A 24,401-nucleotide genomic window follows, 5' to 3' on the forward strand; every position below is an offset into this window, starting at 1 on the left:
GCTAGCTCCGAATCTGGGGTTTCAGCGCCCGCAGGTTGCGCTCCCGCACCACTCCCCACCACAACCCGAGGCCGTACGCCAGGTCGTCGACACGCTTGAGCAACAGATAGGTCAACAGGCCGATCGGTTCGGCATCGTCGCCGATGGCGTCGCGGCGCCGCAGCCAGTCCACCACGCCGTCCATGATCGCCGCGACCAGCACGACGCGGCGGAAGTGTCGCGACAGCGTGGCGGCAAGCAGCGCCACCGGCCAATAGTGCCGACACAGGGCCGACGCCAGCTGCAGTGCCGCCGACCACAGGCCACGGGTCGCGATCATTGCCACGTCGGCGATGGACGTCTCGGCGCCGCGCATCGCCCTGGCGATCCTGCGGCCGGTCAGGACGGCGACGACGATGGACGCCAGCTGGGACAGGCTGGTCCCGAACGCCATCAGGATCCAGGTCATCAGCGCCCAGCCGGAGATCACCACCGGGGCCGTCTTGTCCGGGTGGCGAACCGAGAGCGGGGCCGCCGATCCACCATAGAACGCCTTGCGCGCGAGCCAATCCCGCAGTTCGGTGCGGTGGTCGTGGGCGACCAGCGCGATGGGTTCGTAGCGCAGCCGGGCGCCGGCCTCGATGAGCCGCCAACACAGGTCGACGTCTTCGCCGGATTGCAGGGTCTCGTCGAACCCGCCGACACTGCGCAGGGCGGAGCACCGACAGATGATCGCCGCGCTGGGCACGTAGGACACCTGGCTGTGGGGCAGCACCGGCGCTTCGCGCTCGCCGAGGTCGAGCGACGAGTGCAGCGCCTCGTAACGGGCCACCACATTCTCACTGTGCGACAAACCGACGATGCGCGGCGCGGACAGGGCCACGGTGGGATCGCAGAAATGCCCGAGCAGCGCCTCCAGCCAGCCGCGCCGCGGAGCGACGTCGGAATCCAGAAACGCGACGTAGTCGGTCCTGCAGGCGGCCAACCCGGTGTTGCGGGCGGCGGCCGGGCCTCTGGAGCGGGAGTGCCGCAACACTTCGACGTCGCAGTGCGCGCCGACGAAGTCGTCGGGCTCGATCGGCGGGTTCGAACCGTCGTCCACCACGATGACCCGCAGGCCGCGCAGCGAGCTCACCAAGCGGCGCACCCCGGAAAGGTTGTCGCGCACCGGAATTACCACGGTGACGTCGTGGTGCGACGGGCCGCCCGCCGGCCGCGGATGCGCCACCGTGGCGTCGAGCAGGGTGCGGGCCAGCTGGGCGCTGACGTCGTCGCGAACCTTCAGCCGGCCGTCGCACAGCATGTCCTGGGCGGCCGGCGCCAGCTTCAGCAGCCGGGTCGGTGAACCACCGAGCAGCGCCGAGCCATCGCCGAGCACCCGCACCCGCCGGTCGACCTGGACGGCGAAGCCATCCGGCAGCCGGGCCGCCGTCATGTAAGCATCCCGTCGCGCCCGGGCGACCACCGGGCCACTCGCCGGACACAGCCGTCGACCATCTCGGCGAGGATGCGCTTGCCTTCGGCGGCGGTCGCGGTTGTCGGGTCCCCGAGCACGCCCACGGGGCTGACCGCCGCGACTCCCCCGCGCCGCATCGACGGGAGTAATTCCGGCAGCGGCGCCCGGTTGCCGGTGAGCCATCGGTCGGTCAGCACGTCGCCGGGCGAGATGTGCAGCAACATCGATGTTTCGGTGTGCCCGGCGTGGGCATCGCCGCCGTCGGCCAGGCATGGGCACCAGCCGGCGTCGCGTCCCTCGGCCCGCAGCCGCGCCACCGCAGCGGTCAGCGCGGCGACGTTGCCGCCGTGGCCGTTGACGAAGACCAGGCGATTGGCCCAGCTAGCGGCCGACCGGCCGTACTCCACGAGCAGCATCGTCAGGGCTTCGGTGCCGATGGAGATCGTTCCGGCGAAACTCTGGTGCTCGCCGCTGGCGCCGTAGGCGATGGCCGGCGCCAGCAACCACTCGCGCTCGAGGCGCGCTTCGAGACCGGCCCGAACCCCACGGGCGACCGCGGTGGCGATCCGGGTGTCGGTGTCCAACGGCAGATGCGGGCCGTGCTGTTCGGTCGACCCCAGCGGGATCAATATCGACGGCGAGGTGCCCGATAGCTGGCTTGACGTCGCCATTGCCAATTCGCCGAGTACGGGCACTCGGTGATGGTAGGACGAATTCACCTGGCGTGCACCAATTGTTGTTCGGAGAAAACATTTTTTTTCTGACTGGTTCATCAGGGGTTCTAAATTTGTGCTCGTTCGTCACGGGTACCACGCGTGTACCACCGTTTCGGGGCCGCCGAGCATTCCGGATAAATCTGCCCGGGATTCGGTAATTAGCCGATCAGGCGTCCCCGCCGGACGGGACCCCGAGCGCCCGGGTGAAGCCGGCGGGCACCAAGATGTCCTCCGGGCCGAGGTCGTGGACGCTGGCGTGGCCCAGACCCATCAGCGCCGAGTCGATGCCCCCGCGCAGGATGTCGAGCACGTTCTCCACGCCCGCCTGGCCGGCCGCGGCGAGGCCCCACAGGTAGGCGCGGCCGATCATCACCGCGCGCGCCCCGAGCGCCACGGCCTTGACGACGTCGCTGCCGCGGCGGATGCCACCATCGAGCAGCACCTCGACCTCATCGCCCACCGCGGCGGCCACGGCGGGCAGCGCGCGGATGGAGGCCGGCGTGCCGTCGAGGTTGTTACCACCGTGGTTCGACACCGAAATCGCCGAAACCCCGGCATCCACAGCCCTTTTCGCGTCGTCAACACGCATCACGCCCTTGAGCATGAAGGGACCGCCCCACAGCTCGCGTAGCCACGCGATGTCCTCCCACGTCGGGGGCGGCGTACCCATCCACTCGCCGTAGGCCGCGAAGAAGGGCGGGCCGGGTTCACCGGGGCGACCCTGGTTGGGCACCCGCAAATCCGGCGGGCGCAGTGTCTTGCCGTATTTCCACAGCCAGCGTGGCTTGAACACCGCTTCCGGAGACTGCCGCAGGACGGTCCGCAGGTTCATCGCTTCGGGAATCTGGGGACTACCCCAGTCGCGCCCGTGGGAGAACGACCAGTCGGTGGTGACGATCAAACCGACCGCACCGGCCTGGCGCGCCCGTTCCACCCGCTCGGCGATCGCGTCGCGCCCGCCCAGCCAGTACACCTGGAAGAAGATTTTGGGATTGGCGGCGACGACCTCCTCGATCGGTTTGCTGGCGAAAGAGGACAGGCCCATCGCCGTTCCCCGCGCCGCCGCTGCCCGCGCGACCGCGACCTCACCGTCCGGGTCGACCGCCTGGACACCGGTTGGCGAAATCAGCACCGGCATCGAAATATCTTGTCCCATCACGGTAGTCGATAGGTCGCGCTTTTCCTGCGCGCCCACGACGTGCGGGGCGAATCCCAGTTCACCGAACGCCGCGACGTTATCGGAGACAGTGACTCCCTTTTCGCTTCCCGCAAGCAGCGCCGAGTAGACGGATTTCGGCAGTCGCCGCTTCGCGCGCTGCTGCGCGATGGCAACGGTTTCAAACCACTGGCCGGCCATGGTCACACCGGGCTTTCGTTGCACAGCCGCGCGGGTGGCACGTCCGGTGGCCGCACGGACAGCGTCAAGGGCACCGGCTGGCGAACGCGCCGCCCGTGGGAATGGTCGGCCCGGGGGCGCGGCGTCTCGCGCCGGCGGGCCAGCGCCGACGCGCTGTGGCCCTGGACGCACTCGGGATCCGGCCCGTCCATCGGCAGGCCGGTGAAGAACTTGGCCGCCATGCAGCCGCCCCGGCAGGCGTCGTAGTGGCCGCAGCTGCCACACGCGCCCGCGGACTGCGGTTCGCGGAGCTCACGGAACAGCGGTGCGTTCTTCCAGACCTGGTCGAATCCACCGTCCGACAGCACATTTCCGGCCAGGAAGCGGTCGTGGATGGCGAACGGGCAGGCGTACACGTCGCCCACCGGGTCGATCAGGCACACCACCCGGCCGGCACCGCACATGTTCAGCCCGGCCAGCGCGCCGGAGGACCCCAGCGGCGACAGGTGGAAGAAGGAGTCGCCGGTGAGGACCCGCTCCCCCTTGGCGACCAGCCAGTCGTAGAGCTGCACCTGCTGCTCGGCGGTGGGGTGCAGGTCCTCCCAGACGTCGGCGCCGCGGCCCGAGGGACGCAGCCGGGTGATCCGCAGGGTGGCACCGTAACGGCTTGCCAGCGCGGCGAATTCGTCGAGTTGGTCGACGTTGTGCCGGGTGACCACGACGGAGATCTTCGCGTCGGCGAAGCCTGCACTGGCCAGGTTCTCCAGCGCGCGCACGGCCATGGCGAAGGACCCCGGGCCCCGGACCGCGTCGTTGACCTCCGCGGTGGCCCCGTCGAGCGAGATCTGGACATCGACGTAGTCGCTGGCGGCCAGCCGGGCGGCGACCTCTTCGGTGATGCGGACCCCGTTGGTGGAGAACTTCACCCCGACGTGGTGCGCGGTGGCGTAATCGACCAGCTCCCAGAAGTCCGGGCGCACGGTCGGCTCACCGCCGCCGATGTTGACGTAGAACACCTGCATGCGTTCGAGCTCGTCGATGATGTCCATGCACTGTCGGGTGGACAGCTCCCGCGGATCACGTTTACCCGAGGACGACAGGCAGTGCACGCACGCCAGGTTGCAGGCGTACGTCAGCTCCCAGGTCAGGCAGATTGGCGCATCCAGCCCGCTCTCGAACTGCTCGATGAGCCGCGGCACTCTGGCCAGTCCGGCGGTCATGGAACCTCCTGAGGTACCAACATCTTCGAATCGGCCAACACGCCCAGCGCGTGTAGGTACGGCGCCTCACCCGAGTCGTCCACACCCGCCGCGCGGCAGGCGGAATGCACATCGGGATGGTCGGCCAGCGACCGCACCACCGTCAGGATGGTGCGGTTCTTGAGAAAAGACAGCTTGCGGGTGCCGAAGTGATAGAGCAGCGCCCCGAACGGTTCGGGTCGAACCGCCACCTGGGGGTGCAACCGCCAGCCGCGGTCGGGGTCGAACACGCGGGTCAGTACACCCCGCACATGCCGTCGATGGACACCTCTTCGACCAGGGTCTCGGCGACGAGCTGGGTCTCGGTCTCGGTTTCGTGGTCCACGGGTCATTGCCTTTCGTCGGTTCTTGACAACGATGGGGATCGAGTCACAAGCTTCGTCAGAATATGGCATCGAGTGCCGAAATGGAAGGGCGGGGTGTCATGGTGCCGCAGCCACGGGTGGGCCGTCGCCGCTCGACGACTCCGCACCACATCACCGACGTGGCCATCGAACTGTTCAGCGCCCGCGGTTTCGCCGACGTCAGCGTCGACGACGTCGCGCAGGCCGCCGGCATCTCGCGGCGGACGCTGTTCCGCTACTACGCGTCCAAGAACGCCATCCCCTGGGGCGACTTCGACACCCACCTCGCGCACCTGCGCGACCTGCTCGACAACGTCGATCCGCGGGTGCCACTGGGCCAGGCTCTGCGCGATGCGCTGTTGGCGTTCAACACCTTTGACGAGTCCGAGACCGCGCGGCACCGCCAGCGGATGCGGGTGATCCTGCAGACGGCCGAACTGCAGGCCTATTCGATGACGATGTACGCGGGCTGGCGCGAGGTGATCGCCGGCTTCGTGGCCCGCCGGTCGGACAGCAAGACGACCGACCTGCTGCCCCAGACCGCCGCCTGGACCATGCTCGCGGTGGCGCTGTCGGCCTACGAGCATTGGTTGGGTGACGAGTCCGTCCCGCTGCCGACCGCGCTGGGCAACGCGTTTGACGTCGTCGGCGCCGGACTTGACAGGCTGGATCGGTGACCGGTGACCACCTGCTGCACACCCTGCGCGCGCAGGGACGGTTTTGCGCCGGCTCGGGCTCACCGATGTATGGGGAGCTTTTCGAGCTGGTGGCCATCGACGTCGCGGCCGGCGGCGTCTTCGCCGCCATCTTGTCCGGGCACGAGGACGACCCGTCGCGCCTTGCGGTGCCGCTGCGTCTGCTCGGCGGGCTGCACCGATTGGTGCTCGACGGCCGGGCAGCGCAATTGCGCCGGTGGTATCCCAGCACCGGGGGCAGCTGGGACGCCGAGTCGGCGTGGCCGGAGATCAAGGACGTCGCGGCCGGCCACTCCGAGGCGCTGCGGGCGGCGTTGCGGCAACCGCCCCAGACCAACGAGGTCGGGCGGTCCGCCGCGCTCATCGGTGGCCTGTTGCGCGTCAACCGTGAATTCGACCTGCCGATAAGGCTTTTCGAGATCGGATCGAGCGCGGGGCTGAACCTGCGCGGAGACCATTACGGTTACCGATTCGCCGGCGGCCAGTGGGGGCCGGATGATTCGCCGGTGACCATCGAGGATGCGTGGCGCGGCGCGCTGCCGCACGGCCGGGTACGGATCATCGAGCGGCACGGCTATGACATCGCACCCATCGACGTCACCGGGGCCGCCGGGGAGCTCACCGTGTTGAGCTACGTGTGGCCCGACCAGAGCGCCCGACTAGAGCGGTTGCGCGGCGCCATCGAGGTCGCCCGGCGTGTGCCGGCCGGGCTGGAGCGCCAGACGGCGGCCGACGCGGTCGCCGGCCTCACCCTGGCCGCGGGCGCGCTGACGGTGCTGTGGCATTCAATCACCTGGCAATACCTGTCCGACGGGGAGCGGGACACGGTCCGCGCCCGCGTTCACGCGCTGGGCGAGCAGGCGGATGAGCGATCGCCGTTCGTCCACCTCACCCTGGAGCCGGCGCGTGACCGGCCCGACTCACCAATCCGGTTCCTGGTGCGGGCGCGCCGCTGGCCGGGCGGCGACCTGGAGATTCTCGGCGAATGCCATCCGCATGGACCGCCGGTGCGCTGGCTGTGAGCGGTGGACACGAAAACTGCTGGGGCGCAGCGGCTTCCGCCAGAGTCAGCCCAGCACGTCCGCGATGGGCGCGCCGGCGGAGATCTTGGCGCGCACCTTCATGACTTTGCCCGGCATCCCGCCGCCCACCACCCCGACCAGCACCCCGTCGCGCTCGTAATAGGCCAGGAACTTGCGGCCGTCGTCTTCGACGAGGTGGACGGTGTCGGTGGCTTCGGGCTCTCCGAGGCACTGGATCTTGACGTCGTACTGGTCGCTCCAGAAGTAGGGGACGACCACGGCCGACGAGACGTCCTGCCCCAGCATCGCGGGCACCACCACGCGGGTCTGGTCGGCGACGTTGCTCCAATGTTCTACGCGCGCTTGATGTCCGGTCGCGTCGCGCCAGGACGCGACGTCACCGAGCGCCCACACGTTCGGCGCGCTGGTTCGTCCGGCCTCGTCGCAGAGCACGCCGTTGTCGACCTCGACGCCGCTGCCCTCGAGCCACCCCGTGGCGGGGCGGGATCCGATGCCGACGACCACCAGGTCCGCGGCGAGCTCGGTGCCGTCGCTCAGCACCACGGTGTCCACCCGCTCGTCGCCGCGCACTTCGGCCACCCCGACACCGAGGCGCACGTCGACCCCCTCCGCGCGGTGCAGGCGCGCGACCAGCTCGCCGATTCGCTCGCCGAGCACCGACGCCAGGGGCGTCGGCTGCGGCTCAACCAACACGACGTCCACCCCGAGGCTCCGTAGGCTGGCCGCCACCTCACAGCCGATGAAGCCGGCGCCGACGACGACAGCACGCTGGCACGCGGAGGCGTGCTCACGCAGCGCCATGCTCTCGTCGAACGTGCGCAGCACCCGGATGCCCGCCAGATCGGGCAGCGTCGGAATGCGCCGCGGCACCAAGCCGGTCGCGATGACGAGTTCGTCGTAGCCGATCACGGACCCGTCGGCCAGCGTCACCGTCTGGGCCACGGTGTCCAGGCCGGTGGCCGCCACACCCAGCCGCAGGGTGATGTCGTTCTCGTCGTACCACTCGCGCGGTTTGAGGGCCACGTCGTCGACCTCTTTGCGCAGCACCTCTTTTGACAGCGGCGGGCGATCGTAGGGCACGTGCGCCTCGTCGCTGATGATCGTGACGCGGCCGGCGTACTCGGATCGCCGCAGCTGCTCGGCGGTCCGGGCGGCGGCCAGACCCCCACCGACGATCACGATTCCTTTGCTAGCGGTCACGTGGAGTTCATACCACGATCGCCGGTCAATACTTCAAGGCGCCCTTGTCCACGGGGATCTGGGTGCCGGTCACCGTGCCCGACCCGTCGCCAGCTAGCCATGCCACGACATCGGCCACCTCGTCGGGCGTCATGAAGCCGTTGGGCTGCAAGGGCATCGGGGGAAAGCTGTGCACGAAGCTGGGATGGCGGGCAAAAATCTCCATCATCGCCTCCGGCTCGATCATCGGGGTATCGACCGAGTAGGGGTGGATGGAGTTGACCCGGATGTTGTATTCGCCGAGCTCGATGGCGAGGGTGTTGGTCAGCGCGGTGAGTCCGTGCTTGCTGGCCGAGTAATGCCCGTTGCCAGGAGTGGCTTTCAGCCCCGCCGACGAGCTGACCACCACGATCGACCCCCCGTTGCCGGCCTCGATCATTGCGGGCACGGTGGCGCGCAGTGTGCGCCAGGTGCCGGTCAGGTTGACCCCGATCACCGTGTCCCACTGCTCATCGGTCAGCTCCCAAAGCCGGCCCCAGCTCAGGACTCCCGCGTTGGCCACCACGATGTCGAGCCGTCCGAATTGTTCGACGCCGTCGGCCACCAGTTGGCGCAGCGCGGCGTCGTCCCGGATGTCCGCTTCACGGGCCAGCACCTTGCGGCCCTCGGCTTCCACCAGGCGGACGGTCTCGCTGAGGTCCTCCGGCGTGGCCGGCGCGTAGGTCAGGCTCGTCGACGCCGAGGCGCAGATGTCGAGCGCGATGATGTCGGCGCCCTCCCGGGCCAGCCGCACCGCGTGCGAACGGCCCTGGGCGCGGGCGGCGCCGGTAATGAAAGCCACCCGCCCCTGCAGTGATCCAGTTTGTCCCGCCACGCAGCCAGGCTAGCAGCGAAACTGAAACCTGTTCTAACTCGCCCGCCGATCAGATTTCGGAGATGATCTGGGCCCGCCGGCTGTTGTACTCCTGGTCGGTCAGCGCGCCGCTGGCGCGCAACGTCTCGAGCTCCTGAAGCCGCTGAGCGATCGATGGCTGCGGGGGCGTCACCACCGGGGCCGGGCCGGCGGCAGCGGCCGGCTGGGCGGCCTGCGTGGCCGGCGCCTGTTGTTCGGCCGCGCGGCGCACCACCGCCTGGACCTGCTGGCGCAGCGCCGGGTTCGACCGGATGTCGACCATCCGGTTGAGCGGAACGTTGTTGGCCTTGAGGATCTGCAGGATCTCCATCAACGGGCCGGCCTGCCCGCTCAGGTCGTAGGTCCTGTTGTCCTCGGCCACGGTGAACTGCGCCGGCACCAGACCGTTGACCAACGCGCTTCGCTCCCAGTCGATTCGGTACTCGTTGGTGGTGGGGTTGACCAGCACCACCACCTTGCGGGCGCTCAGGTTGCCGAGCCGGGTCACGCTCGCGATCACCCGGTCTTCGCTGTCGAACGGCAGAAAACCCGGCCCGGAGATGTGCAAGTTCACCTTCACCACCTGCTGATTGTTGATCCACGTCCCCGTCTCGGTGACGCCGGTGATTTGAGCGAGCGCCAGCACCCCGTGCTGTTCGAGCTCCGCCGTCTTGGCCGAGGACTTCGCGCCGTAGTTGGCCAGCGCCAGCGCGATCAGCACGTCGGCCACCGTGATGAGCAGGCCGACGTAGAACATCCACTGCAGCAGGCTGCCCAGGCCGAGGGTGAAGTAGACGATCAGGAAAATCGGCCCGACCAGGCCGCCGCACAGCAAAACCACCAACTGTGCTTTCAGATAGCGCGCCAACACGAGTGTCTCCTTACCCTTGCTGGGATTTTCGTGTCAGGTTAGCCCTCGCGGTGTCACCGCGCGCGCCATAAACGCAAACCGGTCCGGCCTCAGTCCACCTTGGGAATCAGTGCCGGGGCGGGGCGCGTCGAAGACTCCGCCGACGTCGTCGCGGTGGGCGAATGGGCCGACACCATCTTCACCGGCGTGCCGGTCGATACCGGCATCGCCGGGGCCGCGGCGGCCGGCGGTGTCTGCACCTGCGCCGGCGTCGACGCGAGCGGATTGACCGGCGCCGGGGCCGGCGCCGCGGGCTGCGTGGTGGCCGGGGTATAGGCGGGGGCCACCATCCGCACCGGCGTCGCCGAAGTGGTGGCCGGGGCCACTGCGGCCGGCCCCGTGGTGGCCGCGGCTACGGTCGGGCTGGCGGGTGCCTGCGCCCCGGCGATCGCCGAGGCCGGCGCGACCGCCGACATCAGGGGACCCGCCGGTACACCCGGCGCCGAACCGCCCGCGGCCGTCGCCGCAGGCAGCTGTGCCGCCATCGACGCGGGGGCCGCCGCGGACTGCAGGGGCGTTGTGTTGGCGGCCTCGGTGGCGAGATACTGCGCAGCGCCGCCGTTCATCAGCTGCACGAACTGGTTGTGGAACGCCGCGGCTTGAGCGCTGAGCGCCTGGTAGACCTGAGAATGCGCGTCGAACAGCGCCGCGATGCCAGCCGACACCTCGTCGGCACCCGGGGCCAGCACGCTCGAGGTCGGCCCCACCGCCATCGAGTTCGCCGACGTGATCGTCCAGCCGATCCTGGCTAAATCCGACGCCGCGGCGGCGACGTACTCGGGCGTCGCGAATACGAAGGACATCCGAACCTCCCGGCCATCTTCCCCCGACACCCTTGTCCCGGAATCGTAGCGGAATCGTCAAGATCCGGCCCGGTAAAACGCGTAAAGCCCGGACCGCCGAAATTGGCAATCCGGGCCCTACGGCGAACTGGATCTACTTGATGATCTTGACGACCCGGCCGGCGCCGACGGTGCGGCCACCCTCGCGGATCGCGAACCGCAGACCGTCGTCCATGGCGACGGGCTGGATCAGCTTGACCGAGATGTTGGTGTTGTCACCGGGCATCACCATTTCGGTGCCCTCCGGCAGCGTCACCACACCGGTCACGTCGGTGGTGCGGAAGTAGAACTGCGGGCGGTAGTTGTTGAAGAACGGCGTGTGCCGGCCGCCCTCGTCCTTGGACAGGATGTAGACGCTGCCCTCGAACTCGGTGTGCGGCGTGGTGGTGCCGGGCTTCACGACGACCTGACCGCGCTCGACGTCCTCGCGCTTGATGCCACGCAGCAACAGTCCGACGTTGTCGCCGGCCTGTCCCTGGTCGAGCAGCTTGCGGAACATCTCCACACCGGTGACGGTGGTCTTGGTGCTGGTCGGCTTGATACCGACGATCTCGACTTCCTCGTTCACGTTGATCACACCGCGCTCGACACGACCGGTGACCACGGTGCCACGACCGGTGATCGTGAAGACGTCCTCCACGGGCATCAGGAACGGCTTCTCGGTCTCGCGGACGGGGTCCGGGATCGACTCGTCGACGGCCTCCATCAGCTGCTCGACCGACTCCACCCACTTGGCGTCGCCCTCGAGCGCCTTCAGCGCCGAGACCCGAACCACCGGGGCGTCCTCGTCGAACTCCTGGGCGGCCAGCAGTTCGCGGACCTCCATCTCGACGAGCTCGAGCAACTCCTCGTCGTCGACCATGTCGGCCTTGTTCAGGGCGACCAGGATGTAGGGCACCCCGACCTGACGCGCGAGCAGCACGTGCTCACGGGTCTGCGGCATCGGGCCGTCGGTGGCGGCAACCACCAGGATCGCGCCGTCCATCTGGGCCGCACCGGTGATCATGTTCTTGATGTAGTCGGCGTGACCCGGGGCGTCGACGTGGGCATAGTGCCGCTTGTCGGTCTGGTACTCCACGTGGGAGATGTTGATCGTGATACCGCGCTGACGCTCCTCGGGAGCGTTGTCGATCTGGTCGAACGCGCGGGACTCGTTCAGGTCCGGGTACTTGTCGTGCAGAACCTTGGTGATAGCCGCGGTCAGCGTCGTCTTGCCGTGGTCAACGTGACCGATGGTCCCAATGTTGACGTGCGGCTTCGTCCGCTCGAACTTCGCCTTCGCCACTTCGTTGTCCTCCTGGACTGTTGGTGCTCGTTAAAGCAGTGTTGGTGTTTTCAGTTGTGCCGCGCCCAAGGCTTTGCAATGACCCGGCAAGATTACTCCGAGGCGATATTTACTGACCCGTCGCCTTCGCGATGATCTCCTTCGACACGTTCGCCGGTACTTCGGCGTACGAGTCGAACACCATGGAGTAGTTCGCCCGGCCTTGGGTCTTGGACCTCAGGTCGCCGACGTAGCCGAACATCTCCGACAGCGGCACGTGCGCCTTGACGACGCGTGCACCGCTCCGCTCCTCCATGGCCTGGATCTGGCCACGGCGGGAGTTCAAGTCGCCGATCACGTCGCCCATGTAGTCCTCGGGCGTGGTGACCTCGACGGCCATGATCGGTTCCAGGATCACCGGCTGGGCCTGCTGCGCAGCCTTCTTCAGCACCTGCGAACCGGCGATCTTGAACGCCATCTCCGACGAGTCCACCTCATGGAAGGCGCCGTCGAGCAGGGTGACCTTCAAGTTCACCAGCGGGTAGCCGGCCAGCACGCCGTACTGCATCGCGTCCTGGGCGCCGGCGTCCACCGACGGGATGTACTCGCGCGGGATGCGGCCACCGGTGACCTTGTTCTCGAACTCGTAGGTCGCACCGTCCTCGCCATGGAACGGCTCGAGGTTGATCAGCACCTTCGCGAACTGTCCCGAGCCGCCGGTCTGCTTCTTATGGGTGAACTCGACCTTCTCCACCAGCCGCTTGATGGTCTCCTTGTAGGCGACCTGCGGCTTGCCGACGTTGGCCTCGACCTTGAACTCGCGGCGCATGCGGTCCACCAGGATGTCCAGGTGGAGTTCGCCCATGCCACCGATCACGGTCTGGCCGGTCTCGGCGTCCTGGTGGACCTTGAACGTCGGGTCCTCCTCGGCGAGCTTCTGGATCGACAGGCTCAGCTTCTCCTGGTCGCTCTTGGTCTTGGGCTCGATGGCCACCTCGATGACCGGGTCCGGGAACGTCATGGACTCGAGCACGACTTGGTCGTTCGGGTCGCTCAGGGTGTCGCCGGTGGTGGTGTCCTTCAGGCCGATCACCGCGTAGATGTGACCCGCCGATGCGGTCTCCACCGGGTTCTCCTTGTTGGAGTGCATCTGGAACAGCTTGCCCAGCCGCTCCTTCTTGCCCTTGGTGGAGTTGATGACCTGGCTGCCGGAATCGACCTTGCCCGAGTACACCCGGACGTAGGTCAGCTTGCCGAAGAACGGGTGCGTCGCGACCTTGAAGGCCAGCGCCGAGAACGGCTCGTCGGTCGACGGCTTGCGGATGACCTCGACGTCCTCCTTGCCGGGCGCGTGGCCGACGGCCGGGGGCACGTCCAGCGGCGAGGGCAGGTAGTCGATGACCGCGTCCAGCATCGGCTGCACGCCCTTGTTCTTGAACGCGCTGCCGCACAGCACCGGGTAGGCCTCCGAGCTGATGGTCAGCTTGCGGATCGCGCCCTTGATCTCCTCGACGGTGAGCTCCTCGCCGCCGAAATACTTCTCCAGCAGCGCCTCGTCGGTCTCGGCGACCGCCTCGAGCAGCTTGGTGCGGTACTCGTCGGCCTTCTCCTGCAGGTCGGCGGGAATGTCGACCACGTCGTACTTCTCGCCGAGCTTGGCCTCGGCGCTCCACACCTTGGCCTTCATCTCGACCAGGTCGACGACGCCCTCGAAGTCGCCCTCGGAGCCGACAGGCAGCTGGATCGGGATGACGTTCGCGCCCAGGCGCTCCTCCATGGTGCGGACCGAGAAGTAGAAGTCGGCGCCGATCTTGTCCATCTTGTTGACGAAGCAGATCCGCGGGACGTCGTACTTGTCGGCCTGGCGCCACACCTGCTCGGACTGCGGCTCGACGCCCTCCTTGCCGTCGAAGACGGCGACCGCGCCGTCGAGCACGCGCAGGCTGCGCTCCACCTCGACGGTGAAGTCGACGTGGCCGGGGGTGTCGATGATGTTGATCTGGTTGTCGTTCCAGAAGCAGGTGGTGGCGGCGGAGGTGATGGTGATCCCCCGCTCCTGTTCCTGCTCCATCCAGTCCATCGTGGCGGCGCCGTCGTGGACCTCACCGATCTTGTAGCTGATACCGGTGTAATAGAGGATGCGCTCCGTCGTCGTCGTCTTGCCGGCGTCGATATGCGCCATGATGCCGATGTTGCGGACCTTGGTGAGGTCGGTCAGCACGTCCTTCTGTGCCACAGAAGTCTTCCCACTCTTTCGATTGCTTGGTTGCTGTCTATTTAGCCTCCGGCATCATCGCCGGAAGCTGTCACCAGCGATAATGCGCGAACGCGCGGTTGGCCTCGGCCATCTTGTGGGTGTCCTCACGCCGCTTGACGGAGGCCCCCAGGCCGTTGCTGGCGTCCAGGATCTCGTTCGCCAGCCGCTCGACCATCGTCTTCTCCCGGCGTTGCCGCGAGAAGCTGACAAGCCAGCGCAGCGCGAGCGTGGTGGACCGGTCCGGACGGACCTCGACCGGCACCTGGTAGGTCGCACCGCCGACGCGGCGGCTGCGCACCTCCAGCGCGGGCTTGACGTTGTCGAGAGCGCGCTTGAGCGTGATCACAGGATCGGTGCCCGTCTTGTCCCGGGCGTTCTCGAGCGCACCATAAACAATGCGCTCGGCCAGCGATTTCTTCCCCTGCAGGAGAACTTTGTTCACCAGCTGGGTGACCAGCTGCGACCCGTAGACCGGATCGTTGACCAACGGACGCTTCGGCGCGGGCCCCTTGCGCGGCATCAGCTCTTCTCCTTCTTCGCGCCGTAACGGCTGCGGGCCTGCTTGCGGTTCTTGACCCCCTGGGTGTCGAGGGAACCGCGGATGATCTTGTACCGCACACCGGGCAGGTCCTTGACTCGGCCACCACGCACCAGCACCATCGAGTGCTCCTGCAGGTTGTGGCCCTCGCCCGGGATGTAGGCGGTGACCTCGACCTGGCTCGTCAGCTTCACGCGCGCAACCTTCCGAAGCGCCGAGTTCGGCTTCTTCGGGGTGGTGGTGTACACGCGAGTGCATACGCCACGGCGCTGCGGGCTGCCCTTCAGGGCCGCGGTCTTGACCTTGGCGATCTTGTCGCGGCGACCCTTGCGGACCAGCTGCTGAATCGTTGGCATCTACCGGCTTTCTGTGTTCATGTTGTGCGTTTTTCGGCTGTTCTCAAGTCTTCGTACTGCAGTTTTGTCCGGCCGCACTACCCCGCGGCCGGGTGTGTCGCACGCGCCGCGCACCAGAGAAGATCCGATGCATCGTGGACATGCGAATTCGCCCGGCATTCACTTCCTTACGGTTAGGCGCCGTAAGCCGCCAGGCACGAGCCTCCACAATACCCGCCGCCGGTCTTGCAGGTCAAAGCGGCGGTTGACCGTGCGCGACGCGCCGTTCCAGACCCGCCGCCAGCCGCAGCACCATGTCCGAGAACAGCGCGTCGGTGTCGATGTCGTCCATGACACCGGTCATTTCCAGAAGCACGAAGCCGTGCAGCGCGGACCAGAACTCCAGGGCCGCGTGGAACGCCTCGTCGCCGTCGAGACCGTAGGAGGACAGCACCGAGATCACCGGCGCGGCAGCGCCTCGGGTGGCCGCCGTGTACTCCGGATCGTCACCACCCAGCGGCATCCGGGTGAACGCCGAGTACCGGCCGGGGTGGTGATGGGCGTAGCTGCGGTAGGCGCCCGCCATGACCAGCACCGCGTCGTCACGGGCGCGGCCCTCGCCGACCCTGTTCAGCATCGTGATGATGTCGTCGATGACGCGGATCCGCACCGCGCGGCGCAGATCCTCCAGGCTGTCGACGTGGTTGTAGAGCGACGGTCCCTTGGTGCCCAGCTGCATCGCCAGCGCGTTGATGGTGAGGGCGTCCCAGCCCTCCCGGTCCAGGAAGGTGAGCGCGCCGTCGATGATGCCTTCGCGGCTCAGCTTTGCCGGGCGCGAGCCGGTTCTCCCCGCGCGCGGGCGCCCGCCCGCCGACGGCGTTTCCGGCTGAGCTGCCATGGCGGGGCCCTTCGCTTGCGATGATCGTGGTGCTTAACTAATGACTCTAGTTGACGCCAACCGCGAAACCGTTTCAGCCATGGCCGGATGGACGTAATCTCATCGAGCAGATCCACCCGTCACAAAAGGGGGCCCGCAGTGAACTGGACAACCGCCGCCGGGTCGCTGGCAACCTGCGTCGTCACCGTCGTCGCAGCACCCGCTCCCCCGGCTCACGCGAAGAACGGCGACACCCACGTCGTCGGGCAGGGCATCCAGCAGACGCTGGACTGCAACGACGCCACGCTGTTCGTCAACGGCTCCTTCAACAACGTCACCGCGCTGGGCAATTGCTACGCGGTCACGGTGATGGGCTCGTCCAACACCGTCGTCGCCGACTCGGTCTCGCACGACATCACTGTCTACGGCTACGACCAGACGGTGTTCTACCACAACGGCACGCCGTTCATCTGGGACCGCGGCCGCGAGCTGGGCATGACCAATCGGCTCCAGCAGGTGCCCGGCTGAACCAGACACCACATCGCCACTCAAACCGTAGCTGCCATCCAAATCGAGGGGAATCGAGAAACAATGTCCGCCCACATCTTTGCCCGCCCCTCGGGGCTGACCGCGCTCGCCGTGGTGCCGGCCGTCGCGTCCGTGTTGCTGGCCGGCTGCAGTTCGACCGCCAACCCGCCCGCCGGTTCCACGACCACAACGAAGAGCAGCACGACGACGACGAGCGCCGGGGCGGCCCCCACCACGGGGTCGAGCGGCGCGAGCACCACCGCGTCGGTGGAGATCGGCAACACGCTCAACTACGGGTCGATGGGCACCACCGCGACGCTTGACTGCGCCAGCGGCAAGTCGCTGAATGTGGGCGGTTCCAACAACACCCTGACCGTCACCGGCAGCTGCGTGACGGTGACCGTCGGCGGCACGGACAACAAGATCACTCTGGACAAGGTCGACACCCGCATCAGCGTGGTCGGGTTGAACAACACCATCACCTATAAAGACGGTGAGCCCAAGGTCGACAACCTGGGTTCGGGCAACACCATCACCAAGGGCGGCTAGCCGGCAATCGTGCGCAGGTAGCCTGCGAACGCGGGTTTTACCGTTGCGCCACAACGACTTTCATACCCCGATGCGTTGCGGTCGGGGCGCATGCCGCCGCTACTGCTGGGGCCGCGCGGTGTTTGACCCACACACCGCGCCGCCGAGGTGCCACGGGCAGATCCGGGGCATATGATTCTGCCAGCAGAACGGAAGCCAGCCATGTTCACCAGTACCAGCAATCACGCCCGCGCACTGGTTGCGGCCGTCGTGGTACTGACCGGCGTCGTGATGCTGCCCCACGGCGCGGCGGCGGCCGATCCCAACCCCGACGACCAGTTTTTGGCGCTGCTCGACCAGAAGCAGATCCCCGCCCTCGAGAACGTGCCGAGCCTCATCGCCACCGCCCACAGAATTTGTCGCCAACTCGATGGCGGAATGCCGGCGGACGGCGTCGTTGCCGACATGCGGGAACGGGCGTTCAATGCCAACGGGGCCGGCGGCCAATACCCTCCCGACCGCGTCGCGCGCACCATTGCCCGCTTCATCTCCGCCTCAGTCGAGGCCTACTGTCCGAACAACCAACCGAAGATTGCTTCCCTTCAGGCCATGGCGAATCCGGTGCCCGGCTCGAACGAATCGATGCCGCGGAGCCCCTCGTACATCGCAGCCAGCTGGTGGAGCGACCTTCGAGACCCGCAATCGGCAATGCGCATGGTCCCCTTGGGGGAAACCGGCCAGCCCGACCCACCGCAACTTCCCCCACCGCCGCCGCCGACGGCCCAGATCCTGACGCCACCCGCGCCGGTCGCGACGCCGTCTCCACGGCAACAACCGCCACCCCCGGCGCAGGAACCGCAACCGCAGGCGCCTGCTGCTCCCGCGCCCGGCGGTAGCGGCGCTGGTCCGGAGTCGCCGCCCACGCCGCCCACACCGCCCGGCAGGGTGCGGCTCGCGCCGTAAGGGACCGAACGATGCGCCGGCTAGCCGGCGGATGCCCCGTGCCGGCCCGCGCCCGCGGCGAACCGTCCGGCCCCCTCGTTCGCCTCGGCGGCGACGCGGGAGATGCTGGCGAATTCGAAGTCGATCGCCTCGGGTTCCGTTGTCCCCCATTGGTGTAGCGCCGAAAGCCGGTCGGACCGCAGGCACTGCTGCGGTAGCGCGGCCAGTTGCGCCGCCAGTTCCTCCGCCGCCTGCCGCGCCTGGCCGTTGGGCACGACGCGGTTGGCCAAGCCCATCGCCAGGGCTTCGTCGGCCTTGACGCCGCGGCCGGTGAGAATCATGTCCATCGCGCGGCTGTGCCCGATCAGCCGCGGCAGCCGCACGGTGCCGCCGTCGATCAACGGTACCCCCCACCGGCGGCAGAACACCCCGAACACGGCGTCCTCCTCGGCCACCCGCAGGTCGCACCAGACGGCCAACTCCAGGCCCCCTGCGACGGCGTAGCCGCTGACCGCGGCGATCACGGGTTTGGACAACACCATCCGCGTGGGACCCATCGGGCCCGGGCCCGTCCGGTGCACGGCGTTCGCGTCCGGTGTGCCGAAGGCCTTCAAATCAGCCCCGGCACAAAATGTTCCACCGTCTCCCCACAAGACGGCGACCGACGCCGTGTCGTCGCGGTCGAATTCGTCGAACGCCGCGTACAGGGCCGCGGCGGTGGGGCCGTTGACCGCGTTGCGCGCCGCCGGGCGGTTCAGGATCACCGTCGTCACCGGGCCGTTGCGTTCGATACGCACCGGATCGTTCATTTTGCCTCCGCAAATAGTGGTTCGCGCCGCTCGAGCAACTCGGTGGCGAAGTCGTGGTAAGCCGCGCGCAGCCGGGCGCCGGGCCAGTCGTCCGGCAGTAGTTCGTCGGGTAACACCGGGTCGGTGAGCAGGTGTCGCACCGTCGCCGCCGCGACCACGAATCGGCCGGGAATGTCTGGTGCGGTGGCCATCTCGTCGAGCATGCGGCTGCCGGCCCGGGCCCAGGCCGGCAGGTCCCACAGCTGGGCGGCGAGCTGCGCGGGATCGTCGTCGCGTGCCCGCAGGACGCGCACGCGAGCGTCGATCTCGGGGTCGAGGTCGAGCTCGAGGTTGTCGGGTCGCATCCAGACGCCTTCGCGCAGTTCGCCGAAGCGCTTACCGTGCAGGGCGGTTCGAAGCGCCGCCCGGGTGCGTGCGTCGCCGCCCACGCTGGTCACGATCAGCGTGATCCACTCCCCGCGCCACGGCCTGACTCGCGGGTTGATGGCGTCGTCCTGCCGCCGCTGGCGGGCCAGCAGGCGATCCGAGAGCCGGTAGCCGTCGGCGGAGCGGATCAGGTCGCCCGCGCCTACCATCCGGGTCAGCGCCACCCGCAGGGTGGTCTCTTTGATGCCGAAATCGGCAGTGAGCCTGACCAATTCACTCGCGCTGGCGCAAGCCGGGTGGGCCCCCAGCAGCACGCTGAGCACCACCGACCGGGCCGTCATGGTGGGCATGGCTACACCTGAGACGCGCGGCGGCCGTAGTCACCGAAAGGTTCGTCGCGATGCCGCACCGCGTCCCGGAAGCCGTGCTCCACGGCGTCGGCCACGAAGGCGTGGCCCTCGGGCGTATGCCGGGCAACGCCGTCGAACACGGTGCTGACCATCCTGCTGGTGCCCACACCTTGTTGCAGCAAAGCCGAATTCAGCGCGAGCTTGACCATCATCAGCTGATTGACGGGCACCGCGGCGATCCGCTGGACGAGCCGTTCGGTGCGCTCGTCGAGGTCCGCCGGGTCCGGCGCCTCGACCGCCAGGCCCCATTCGGCGGCTTGCGCGCCGGTTATGCAATCACCGGTGAACAGCAGGCGCTTGGCGCGCTGGTCGCCGAGCCGGTGCGCCCACAGCCCGGCCGCCGGGACGCCCCACACCCGCGTGGGCGGATAGCCGATCTTGGCGTCGGCGGCGGCGATCACCTGGTCGGCATGCAACGCGATGTCGGTGCCCCCGGCCACGCAGTAACCGTGGATCTTGACGACCGTCGGCTTGTCGGCGTGCATCAGGCTGGAGAAACCACGCACGAACCGGCTCATCATCTGGTAGTCGATCATCGGGTCCCAGGGCTGGTCGGGTAAGTGGTTGACCGCCTGGGTTTTTCCGCTCAGCACGGTGCCCGCATAGGCCCCGGTCCCGCCGGCCGATCCGGTGCGGTCGGCGTAGGCGCTCAGGTCGAAACCCGCGCAGAACCCCTCGCCGCGGCCGGACACCAGGATGACGTGCACATTGGGGTCGAGGTCGGCGCGCTCGACCAGCGCCGAGAGCTCCAGCGGGGTGTCCGCGACGATCGCGTTGCCCTTCTCCGGCCGGTTGAAGGTGATCCGGGCAACCCGGTCGGTGACCTCGTAGGTCATGGTCTTCAGGTTGTCGAAGTCGACCGGCCTGATCGCGTGAGTCATATTGGAGCTCAGCCCTTGACCAGGGCACGCTCGAGGATCGGGGCCAGATCCAGGCCGGCGGGCATGGTGCCGTACGCCCCACCCCACTGGCGGTCGAGCCGGGTCGTCAGGAAGGCCTCGGCGACGGCGGGGTGGCCGTGGCGCACCAGCAGCGAGCCCTGCAGCGCCAGACAGATGTCCTCGGCCACCTTGCGGGCCCGGTGCGCGATACTGTCCAGGTCGGTCAGGTCCTGCCGCAGGCGCTCGACGTGACCGCCCAGTCGCGGGTCCGCGCCGGCGCTTTCGGCCAGTTCGGTGAACAGCACATCGACGCATTCGGGCCGAGTTGCCATGGCGCGCAACGTGTCCAGCGCGCTGACGTTGCCCGACCCCTCCCAGATTCCCATCAGCGGCGCCTCGCGGTACAGCCGCGGCATGCCCGAGTCCTCGACGTAGCCGTTGCCGCCCAGGCATTCCAGCGCTTCGGCGGCGTGCGGGGTGGCTCGCTTGCACACCCAGTACTTGCTGGCCGCCAGGCCGATGCGGCGCAGCAGCGCCTCCTGGTCGTCGCCGCGCAACGCCTTGTCGGTGGCGCCGGCCATCCGCATCGCGACGATGGTCGCGGCCTCGGCCTCCACGGCGAGGTCGGCCAGGACGTTGCGCATCAGCGGCTGGTCGATCAGGTAGGCGCCGAACGCCTTTCGGTGCTGCGCGTGGTGGATCGCGCGGGTCAATCCGGTGCGCATGCTGGTGGCGCTGCCCAGGGTGCAGTCCAGCCGGGTCAGGTTGACCATCTCGATGATGGTGGGGACGCCGCGGCCCTCCTCGCCCACCAACCACGCGGTGGCGCCATCGTATTCGACCTCACTGGATGCGTTCGCGTGGTTGCCGAGCTTGTCCTTGAGCCGCTGCAGGAACATTCGGTTGCGGCTGCCATCGGGCAGCACCCGCGGCAGCAGGAAGCACGACAGCCCGCCCGGGGCCTGCGCGAGGACGAGGAAGATGTCGCACATCGGCGCCGAGGTGAACCACTTGTGGCCGGTCAGGCTGTAGCTGCCGTCGCCGTTCGGGGTCGCCTGCGTGGTGCCGGCGCGCACGTCGGATCCGCCCTGCTTCTCGGTCATCGACATGCCGGCGGTGATGCCGCGCTTGGTGGTGGCCAGCTTGAGTTCGGGGTCGTATTCGCGGCTGGTCAGCAGGGGCTCGTAGACCGCCGCGAGCTCTGGGTTGTAGCGCAGCGCGGGAACGACGGCGTAGGTCATCGAGATCGGGCAGGTGTGGCCGGGCTCGACGTTCCAGACCGACATCTTCGCCGCGCGCACCACGTGCGCGCCCGGGCGGTCGTCGGCCCACGGTGCGGCGTGGATGCCGGTGGCGATCGCCGTGCGCATCAGCTCGTGGTAGGCCGGGTCGTACTCGACCTCGTCGATCCGGTGGCCGTACTTGTCGTGGGTGTGCAGGATGGGCCGGTTGCGGTCGGCGAGCTCGCCCCATCGCTGCGCTTCGCGGCCACCCGCGATCGCGCCCACCTCGTTCACCTCTTCTGAGCCCCATCCCCCGCCCTCGCGGATCAGAGCCTCGATGAGCACCGTGGACGTCGCGGGGTTGTAGTTCTCCAGCGGAGGGACCTGGTTGGTGACGACATGCGTATCCGACATGCCACTCATGTTACATTTTTCCGACAGCCGCACAAGAGGTGTAATAGGGCGTCATCGTGGGTGCGCGGCGAAGAATTCCCAAAGCGTCCGCGCGGCGAACGGGGGCCACTCGTGGCCGCCCGCCTCGATCGTGATCAGCGTGACGCCGCGGCTGCCCGCACATCCCGCCGTCGACGTGGTGAGGGGGCCATTCATCGTGGTGGCCGGGGCGGCGCACTGATCGACGTTGCGCCAGAACGCATTCACGTCGGGTACCGAGGGCCCGTTGATGACGCTGAAACCCTGCCCGCCGCCATAGGTCACCAGCCGGTCCGCCGTGCCGTGGATGTGCATGATCGACATCGGACGTGGGTTGGGGCAGCGGTTCAGCTGCGTGCCGGCCACCGGACCGATCGCCGCGAAGATATCGGTGGTGCACGCCAGCGTGTAGGCCATGATGCCGCCGTTACTCATGCCGCTGACATAGATGCGGGCGGGGTCGGTGCCGAGGTGCTTGGCGACGTCGGCGACGGCCGCGCTGACGAAGGCGACGTCGTCGACGCCCTCCCGGCCCGGCCGGCCGCAGCAGCCCTCCCCGTCGACATTCCAGGCCCGGTCGAGTCCATCCGGGTAGGCGACGACGAACTTGGCCGAATCGGCCAATTCGTCCCAGCCGTAATCCCTTTCGACTTGCCTCGCGCTCCCGGAATAGCCGTGCAGCACCACGACGAGCGGCGCCGAAGCCGGTGCTCCCGGGGGCTCGTAGAGCCGATAGCTGCGATCGTGTCCGCCCACATTGATGTGGTGCAAGCTGGTGCCCTTGACGAAGCCCGAGGGCGGCTCAGGTTTCAGCGGCGAACAACCCACAGCCAGAAGGACTACCCCCAGAAGCGCCGCGAGCCGACCGAGCACGGGCCGTAACTCAGCCGCTGGTCTTTTCCCGCAGGAACGCGATGTCGTCCTTGCGGCCCTCGTCCGCCGTCTCGCAGATGACGGGCGCGTCCGCCGACCTGACGACCGCGGCCAGCAGCTCGGGATCGATCTGGCCGGTGCCGAAGTTGGCGTGCCGGTCGGCACCCGAGCCGGCGGCGTCGCGCGAGTCGTTGCAGTGCACCAGGTCGATGCGTCCGGTCAGGGCCCTGATCCTGTCGACCGCATCAATCAGCGCCTCCCCGGCGGCCCATGCGTGACAGGTGTCCAGGCAGAATCCAATGCCCTTGTCGCCGATGCGATCCCAGAGCCTGCCGATGGTGTCGAAGTGGCGGGCCATCGCATGGTCGCCGCCGGCGGTGTTCTCCAGGAACACCTGCACGTCTGTTTCCAGATAGTCCAGCGCCTTGACCCAGCGCTCGAAGCCGGCATCCATGTCGTTGTCGTCGGCATGGCCGCCGTGCACGATCACGGCGGTCGCGTTGATCTCCGAGGCGGCGTCGCAGGTGTCCTGCAGGATCTTGCGCGACGGGATGCGGATACGGTTGTTGGCCGATGCCACGTTGATCAGATACGGCGCGTGGACGTACAGCGGGATGGTGGACGCCTTGAGCACCTCGGCGTCATCGCGCGGCTTGGGCTTCTTCCAGCTCTGCGGGTTACCCAGGAAGAACTGCACCGCGTCGGCGCCGTCCGCCTGCGCGGCGGCCAGCGGGTCGTCGTTGTGGACGTGTGAACCGATGAGCACGCGGCCAGTGTAGTTGGCGAGCGGCCGTCATCGCCGCCAGAACAAGTGATGCGTGACCCCACTGGCGCTGGGCACGACCTCGTGGTGGAACCTGTCCTCGAGCTCTTCAGGGGACTCCCAGAGGCGCGATCCGGCGCCGATCTCCACATCCGCGACCGCAACGTGAAGAGCGTCGACGACGCCCGCGTCCAGAAATCGGCGCACGGTGCTCGCGCCACCGCCGAGCCGGACATCCTTGCCGCCGGCGGCGAGCTTCGCCTGCTCCAGGACGCTCATCGGATCTCCCGAGACGAAGTGAAATGTCGTGTCCGACAGTGCCAACGGCGGGCGGTCATAGTGCGTCATGACGAACACCGGGGTATGGAACGGCGGCTCGTCACCCCACCACCCCTGCCAGTCGGGGTGGTCCTGCCATCGGCCGCGGTACGGGCTGAACTTGTTGCGACCCATGATCTCCGCGCCGATGTTGTTGGTGAAGTCGCGGATGAAGTAGTCGTCGAGGCCGCGATTCCCGCCGGGCTCGCTGCGGCCCACCCAACTCGCGGTCGCGCCGGCCCAGGCGAACAGGGCACCTTGGTCGGCGTCGCCGAACGGGCGCTCGAAGCACTGGTTGAGCCCGGCGCCGAACCCATCACGCGACAACATGAAATTCTGGACTCTGAGCAGTTGGGCCACGCATTCCTCCTGAGGTCTTCTACGGTCAATAGGTAGACCTGGACCG

The 24,401-nt window shown here is 68.1% G+C and carries 27 protein-coding genes; 5 read left to right on the forward strand and 22 right to left on the reverse strand.

The features are described from left to right. Position 1 precedes the first annotated feature (1 nt). The 6 genes from mftF to mftA all read right to left on the reverse strand — a co-directional run bounded on the left by mftF (position 2) and on the right by mftA (position 5,071). Complete coding sequence (mftF, locus tag A5773_RS08515; protein ID WP_067790494.1) at positions 2-1,414, reverse strand: mycofactocin biosynthesis glycosyltransferase MftF; 1,413 nt, start codon at positions 1,412-1,414, stop codon at positions 2-4. Continuing rightward, complete coding sequence (gene mftE / locus A5773_RS08520; protein WP_067790497.1) at positions 1,411-2,154, reverse strand: mycofactocin biosynthesis peptidyl-dipeptidase MftE; 744 nt, start codon at positions 2,152-2,154, stop codon at positions 1,411-1,413. The genes mftF and mftE overlap by 4 nt, the downstream gene beginning before the upstream one ends. 163 nt (positions 2,155-2,317) lie before the next feature. Beyond that, positions 2,318-3,508, reverse strand: coding sequence for a pre-mycofactocin synthase MftD (gene mftD, locus A5773_RS08525; RefSeq protein WP_067261495.1), 1,191 nt, complete (start codon positions 3,506-3,508; stop codon positions 2,318-2,320). 2 nt (positions 3,509-3,510) lie between these two features. Beyond that, positions 3,511-4,707, reverse strand: a complete 1,197-nt coding sequence (gene mftC / locus A5773_RS08530; RefSeq protein ID WP_066951938.1) for a mycofactocin radical SAM maturase — start codon at positions 4,705-4,707, stop codon at positions 3,511-3,513. After that, a complete protein-coding gene (mftB, locus tag A5773_RS08535; protein ID WP_231588695.1) occupies positions 4,704-4,976 on the reverse strand; it encodes a mycofactocin biosynthesis chaperone MftB in 273 nt (90 codons plus the stop codon). The genes mftC and mftB overlap by 4 nt, the downstream gene beginning before the upstream one ends. Positions 4,977-4,981: 5 nt before the next feature. Continuing rightward, on the reverse strand, positions 4,982-5,071 hold the full coding sequence (mftA, locus tag A5773_RS25960; RefSeq protein ID WP_040621348.1) for a mycofactocin precursor MftA: 90 nt from the start codon (positions 5,069-5,071) through the stop codon (positions 4,982-4,984). Positions 5,072-5,170: 99 nt separating this feature from the next. Here mftA and mftR point away from each other — a divergent pair, with 99 nt between their 5' ends. Further along, complete coding sequence (mftR, locus tag A5773_RS08545; protein WP_197505763.1) at positions 5,171-5,767, forward strand: mycofactocin system transcriptional regulator; 597 nt, start codon at positions 5,171-5,173, stop codon at positions 5,765-5,767. Next, entirely contained in the window at positions 5,764-6,807 is a 1,044-nt protein-coding gene (locus tag A5773_RS08550; RefSeq protein WP_066951939.1) for a DUF2332 domain-containing protein, read from the forward strand. Before mftR ends, A5773_RS08550 begins: the two co-directional genes overlap by 4 nt. 45 nt (positions 6,808-6,852) lie before the next feature. Here the strand turns inward: A5773_RS08550 and A5773_RS08555 are convergent, their stop codons facing one another. The 9 genes from A5773_RS08555 to A5773_RS08595 form a co-directional block, all read right to left on the reverse strand. Next, positions 6,853-8,028: an NAD(P)/FAD-dependent oxidoreductase gene (locus tag A5773_RS08555; RefSeq protein ID WP_067261498.1), complete on the reverse strand. Its 1,176-nt coding sequence runs from the start codon at positions 8,026-8,028 to the stop codon at positions 6,853-6,855. Between the two features lie 25 nt (positions 8,029-8,053). Next, positions 8,054-8,881: a mycofactocin-coupled SDR family oxidoreductase gene (locus A5773_RS08560; RefSeq protein ID WP_066951941.1), complete on the reverse strand. Its 828-nt coding sequence runs from the start codon at positions 8,879-8,881 to the stop codon at positions 8,054-8,056. A 49-nt stretch (positions 8,882-8,930) separates the two neighbouring features. Further along, a complete protein-coding gene (locus A5773_RS08565; protein ID WP_066951942.1) occupies positions 8,931-9,770 on the reverse strand; it encodes an SHOCT domain-containing protein in 840 nt (279 codons plus the stop codon). A gap of 89 nt (positions 9,771-9,859) precedes the next feature. Next, the gene (locus A5773_RS25490; RefSeq protein WP_082948157.1) at positions 9,860-10,612 is read right to left on the reverse strand and encodes a PE family protein; all 753 of its coding nucleotides are present in this window, start codon (positions 10,610-10,612) and stop codon (positions 9,860-9,862) included. A 133-nt stretch (positions 10,613-10,745) separates the two neighbouring features. Beyond that, the gene (gene tuf, locus A5773_RS08575) at positions 10,746-11,936 is read right to left on the reverse strand and encodes an elongation factor Tu (RefSeq protein ID WP_066951944.1); all 1,191 of its coding nucleotides are present in this window, start codon (positions 11,934-11,936) and stop codon (positions 10,746-10,748) included. Between the two features lie 109 nt (positions 11,937-12,045). Further along, a complete protein-coding gene (fusA, locus tag A5773_RS08580) occupies positions 12,046-14,151 on the reverse strand; it encodes an elongation factor G (protein ID WP_082948158.1) in 2,106 nt (701 codons plus the stop codon). A gap of 70 nt (positions 14,152-14,221) precedes the next feature. Continuing rightward, positions 14,222-14,692: a 30S ribosomal protein S7 gene (gene rpsG, locus A5773_RS08585; protein ID WP_007167813.1), complete on the reverse strand. Its 471-nt coding sequence runs from the start codon at positions 14,690-14,692 to the stop codon at positions 14,222-14,224. Further along, positions 14,692-15,066 carry a 30S ribosomal protein S12 gene (rpsL, locus tag A5773_RS08590; RefSeq protein ID WP_007167812.1) on the reverse strand — a complete coding sequence of 125 codons (375 nt, stop codon included), beginning with the start codon at positions 15,064-15,066 and terminating at the stop codon, positions 14,692-14,694. Before rpsL ends, rpsG begins: the two co-directional genes overlap by 1 nt. 232 nt (positions 15,067-15,298) lie before the next feature. Beyond that, the gene (locus tag A5773_RS08595) at positions 15,299-15,943 is read right to left on the reverse strand and encodes a TetR/AcrR family transcriptional regulator (RefSeq protein WP_066951946.1); all 645 of its coding nucleotides are present in this window, start codon (positions 15,941-15,943) and stop codon (positions 15,299-15,301) included. Between the two features lie 138 nt (positions 15,944-16,081). On the opposite strand from A5773_RS08595, the gene A5773_RS08600 reads away from it, so the two are divergent. From A5773_RS08600 to A5773_RS08610, 3 genes are all read left to right on the forward strand, one after another. Continuing rightward, entirely contained in the window at positions 16,082-16,450 is a 369-nt protein-coding gene (locus A5773_RS08600) for a DUF3060 domain-containing protein (RefSeq protein ID WP_066951948.1), read from the forward strand. Between the two features lie 63 nt (positions 16,451-16,513). Then, positions 16,514-16,999, forward strand: coding sequence for a DUF3060 domain-containing protein (locus A5773_RS08605; protein ID WP_066951950.1), 486 nt, complete (start codon positions 16,514-16,516; stop codon positions 16,997-16,999). 201 nt (positions 17,000-17,200) lie between these two features. Next, a complete protein-coding gene (locus A5773_RS08610; protein ID WP_066951952.1) occupies positions 17,201-17,941 on the forward strand; it encodes a DUF732 domain-containing protein in 741 nt (246 codons plus the stop codon). Positions 17,942-17,961: 20 nt separating this feature from the next. Here A5773_RS08610 and A5773_RS08615 read toward each other — a convergent pair whose 3' ends face one another. From A5773_RS08615 to A5773_RS08645, 7 genes are read right to left on the reverse strand one after another with little or no spacing between them, the layout of a single operon-like run. Next, complete coding sequence (locus A5773_RS08615; protein ID WP_066951954.1) at positions 17,962-18,729, reverse strand: crotonase/enoyl-CoA hydratase family protein; 768 nt, start codon at positions 18,727-18,729, stop codon at positions 17,962-17,964. Next, positions 18,726-19,445 carry a PaaX family transcriptional regulator C-terminal domain-containing protein gene (locus A5773_RS08620; protein ID WP_066951956.1) on the reverse strand — a complete coding sequence of 240 codons (720 nt, stop codon included), beginning with the start codon at positions 19,443-19,445 and terminating at the stop codon, positions 18,726-18,728. Before A5773_RS08620 ends, A5773_RS08615 begins: the two co-directional genes overlap by 4 nt. Positions 19,446-19,447: 2 nt before the next feature. Next, positions 19,448-20,386: a crotonase/enoyl-CoA hydratase family protein gene (locus A5773_RS08625; protein WP_066951958.1), complete on the reverse strand. Its 939-nt coding sequence runs from the start codon at positions 20,384-20,386 to the stop codon at positions 19,448-19,450. A gap of 8 nt (positions 20,387-20,394) precedes the next feature. Beyond that, complete coding sequence (locus tag A5773_RS08630; protein ID WP_067261504.1) at positions 20,395-22,023, reverse strand: acyl-CoA dehydrogenase family protein; 1,629 nt, start codon at positions 22,021-22,023, stop codon at positions 20,395-20,397. Positions 22,024-22,074: 51 nt separating this feature from the next. Next, positions 22,075-22,914 carry a PHB depolymerase family esterase gene (locus tag A5773_RS08635; RefSeq protein ID WP_067790499.1) on the reverse strand — a complete coding sequence of 280 codons (840 nt, stop codon included), beginning with the start codon at positions 22,912-22,914 and terminating at the stop codon, positions 22,075-22,077. A gap of 10 nt (positions 22,915-22,924) precedes the next feature. Next, positions 22,925-23,680, reverse strand: coding sequence for a deoxyribonuclease IV (locus A5773_RS08640; protein WP_066951964.1), 756 nt, complete (start codon positions 23,678-23,680; stop codon positions 22,925-22,927). Between the two features lie 27 nt (positions 23,681-23,707). Beyond that, positions 23,708-24,355, reverse strand: a complete 648-nt coding sequence (locus A5773_RS08645; RefSeq protein WP_066951965.1) for a dihydrofolate reductase family protein — start codon at positions 24,353-24,355, stop codon at positions 23,708-23,710. Positions 24,356-24,401: the final 46 nt, after the last annotated feature.

Source organism: Mycobacterium sp. 852014-52450_SCH5900713 (assembly GCF_001667075.1).
Taxonomy (GTDB): domain Bacteria; phylum Actinomycetota; class Actinomycetes; order Mycobacteriales; family Mycobacteriaceae; genus Mycobacterium.

What these genes read in the sequence shown, in the direction of transcription:
- A5773_RS08630 (WP_067261504.1), bottom strand. Translation starts at nt 22,023, where the DNA reads ATGTCGGATACGCATGTCGTCACCAACCAGGTCCCTCCGCTGGAGAAC.
- A5773_RS08615 (WP_066951954.1), bottom strand. Translation starts at nt 18,729, where the DNA reads ATGAACGATCCGGTGCGTATCGAACGCAACGGCCCGGTGACGACGGTG.
- rpsG (WP_007167813.1), bottom strand. Translation starts at nt 14,692, where the DNA reads ATGCCGCGCAAGGGGCCCGCGCCGAAGCGTCCGTTGGTCAACGATCCG.
- A5773_RS08625 (WP_066951958.1), bottom strand. Translation starts at nt 20,386, where the DNA reads ATGACTCACGCGATCAGGCCGGTCGACTTCGACAACCTGAAGACCATG.
- A5773_RS08610 (WP_066951952.1), top strand. Translation starts at nt 17,201, where the DNA reads ATGTTCACCAGTACCAGCAATCACGCCCGCGCACTGGTTGCGGCCGTC.
- mftC (WP_066951938.1), bottom strand. Translation starts at nt 4,707, where the DNA reads ATGACCGCCGGACTGGCCAGAGTGCCGCGGCTCATCGAGCAGTTCGAG.
- rpsL (WP_007167812.1), bottom strand. Translation starts at nt 15,066, where the DNA reads ATGCCAACGATTCAGCAGCTGGTCCGCAAGGGTCGCCGCGACAAGATC.
- mftD (WP_067261495.1), bottom strand. Translation starts at nt 3,508, where the DNA reads ATGGCCGGCCAGTGGTTTGAAACCGTTGCCATCGCGCAGCAGCGCGCG.
- A5773_RS08620 (WP_066951956.1), bottom strand. Translation starts at nt 19,445, where the DNA reads ATGCCCACCATGACGGCCCGGTCGGTGGTGCTCAGCGTGCTGCTGGGG.
- A5773_RS08605 (WP_066951950.1), top strand. Translation starts at nt 16,514, where the DNA reads ATGTCCGCCCACATCTTTGCCCGCCCCTCGGGGCTGACCGCGCTCGCC.
- mftR (WP_197505763.1), top strand. Translation starts at nt 5,171, where the DNA reads ATGGTGCCGCAGCCACGGGTGGGCCGTCGCCGCTCGACGACTCCGCAC.
- mftF (WP_067790494.1), bottom strand. Translation starts at nt 1,414, where the DNA reads ATGACGGCGGCCCGGCTGCCGGATGGCTTCGCCGTCCAGGTCGACCGG.
- A5773_RS25490 (WP_082948157.1), bottom strand. Translation starts at nt 10,612, where the DNA reads ATGTCCTTCGTATTCGCGACGCCCGAGTACGTCGCCGCCGCGGCGTCG.
- A5773_RS08595 (WP_066951946.1), bottom strand. Translation starts at nt 15,943, where the DNA reads ATGGCAGCTCAGCCGGAAACGCCGTCGGCGGGCGGGCGCCCGCGCGCG.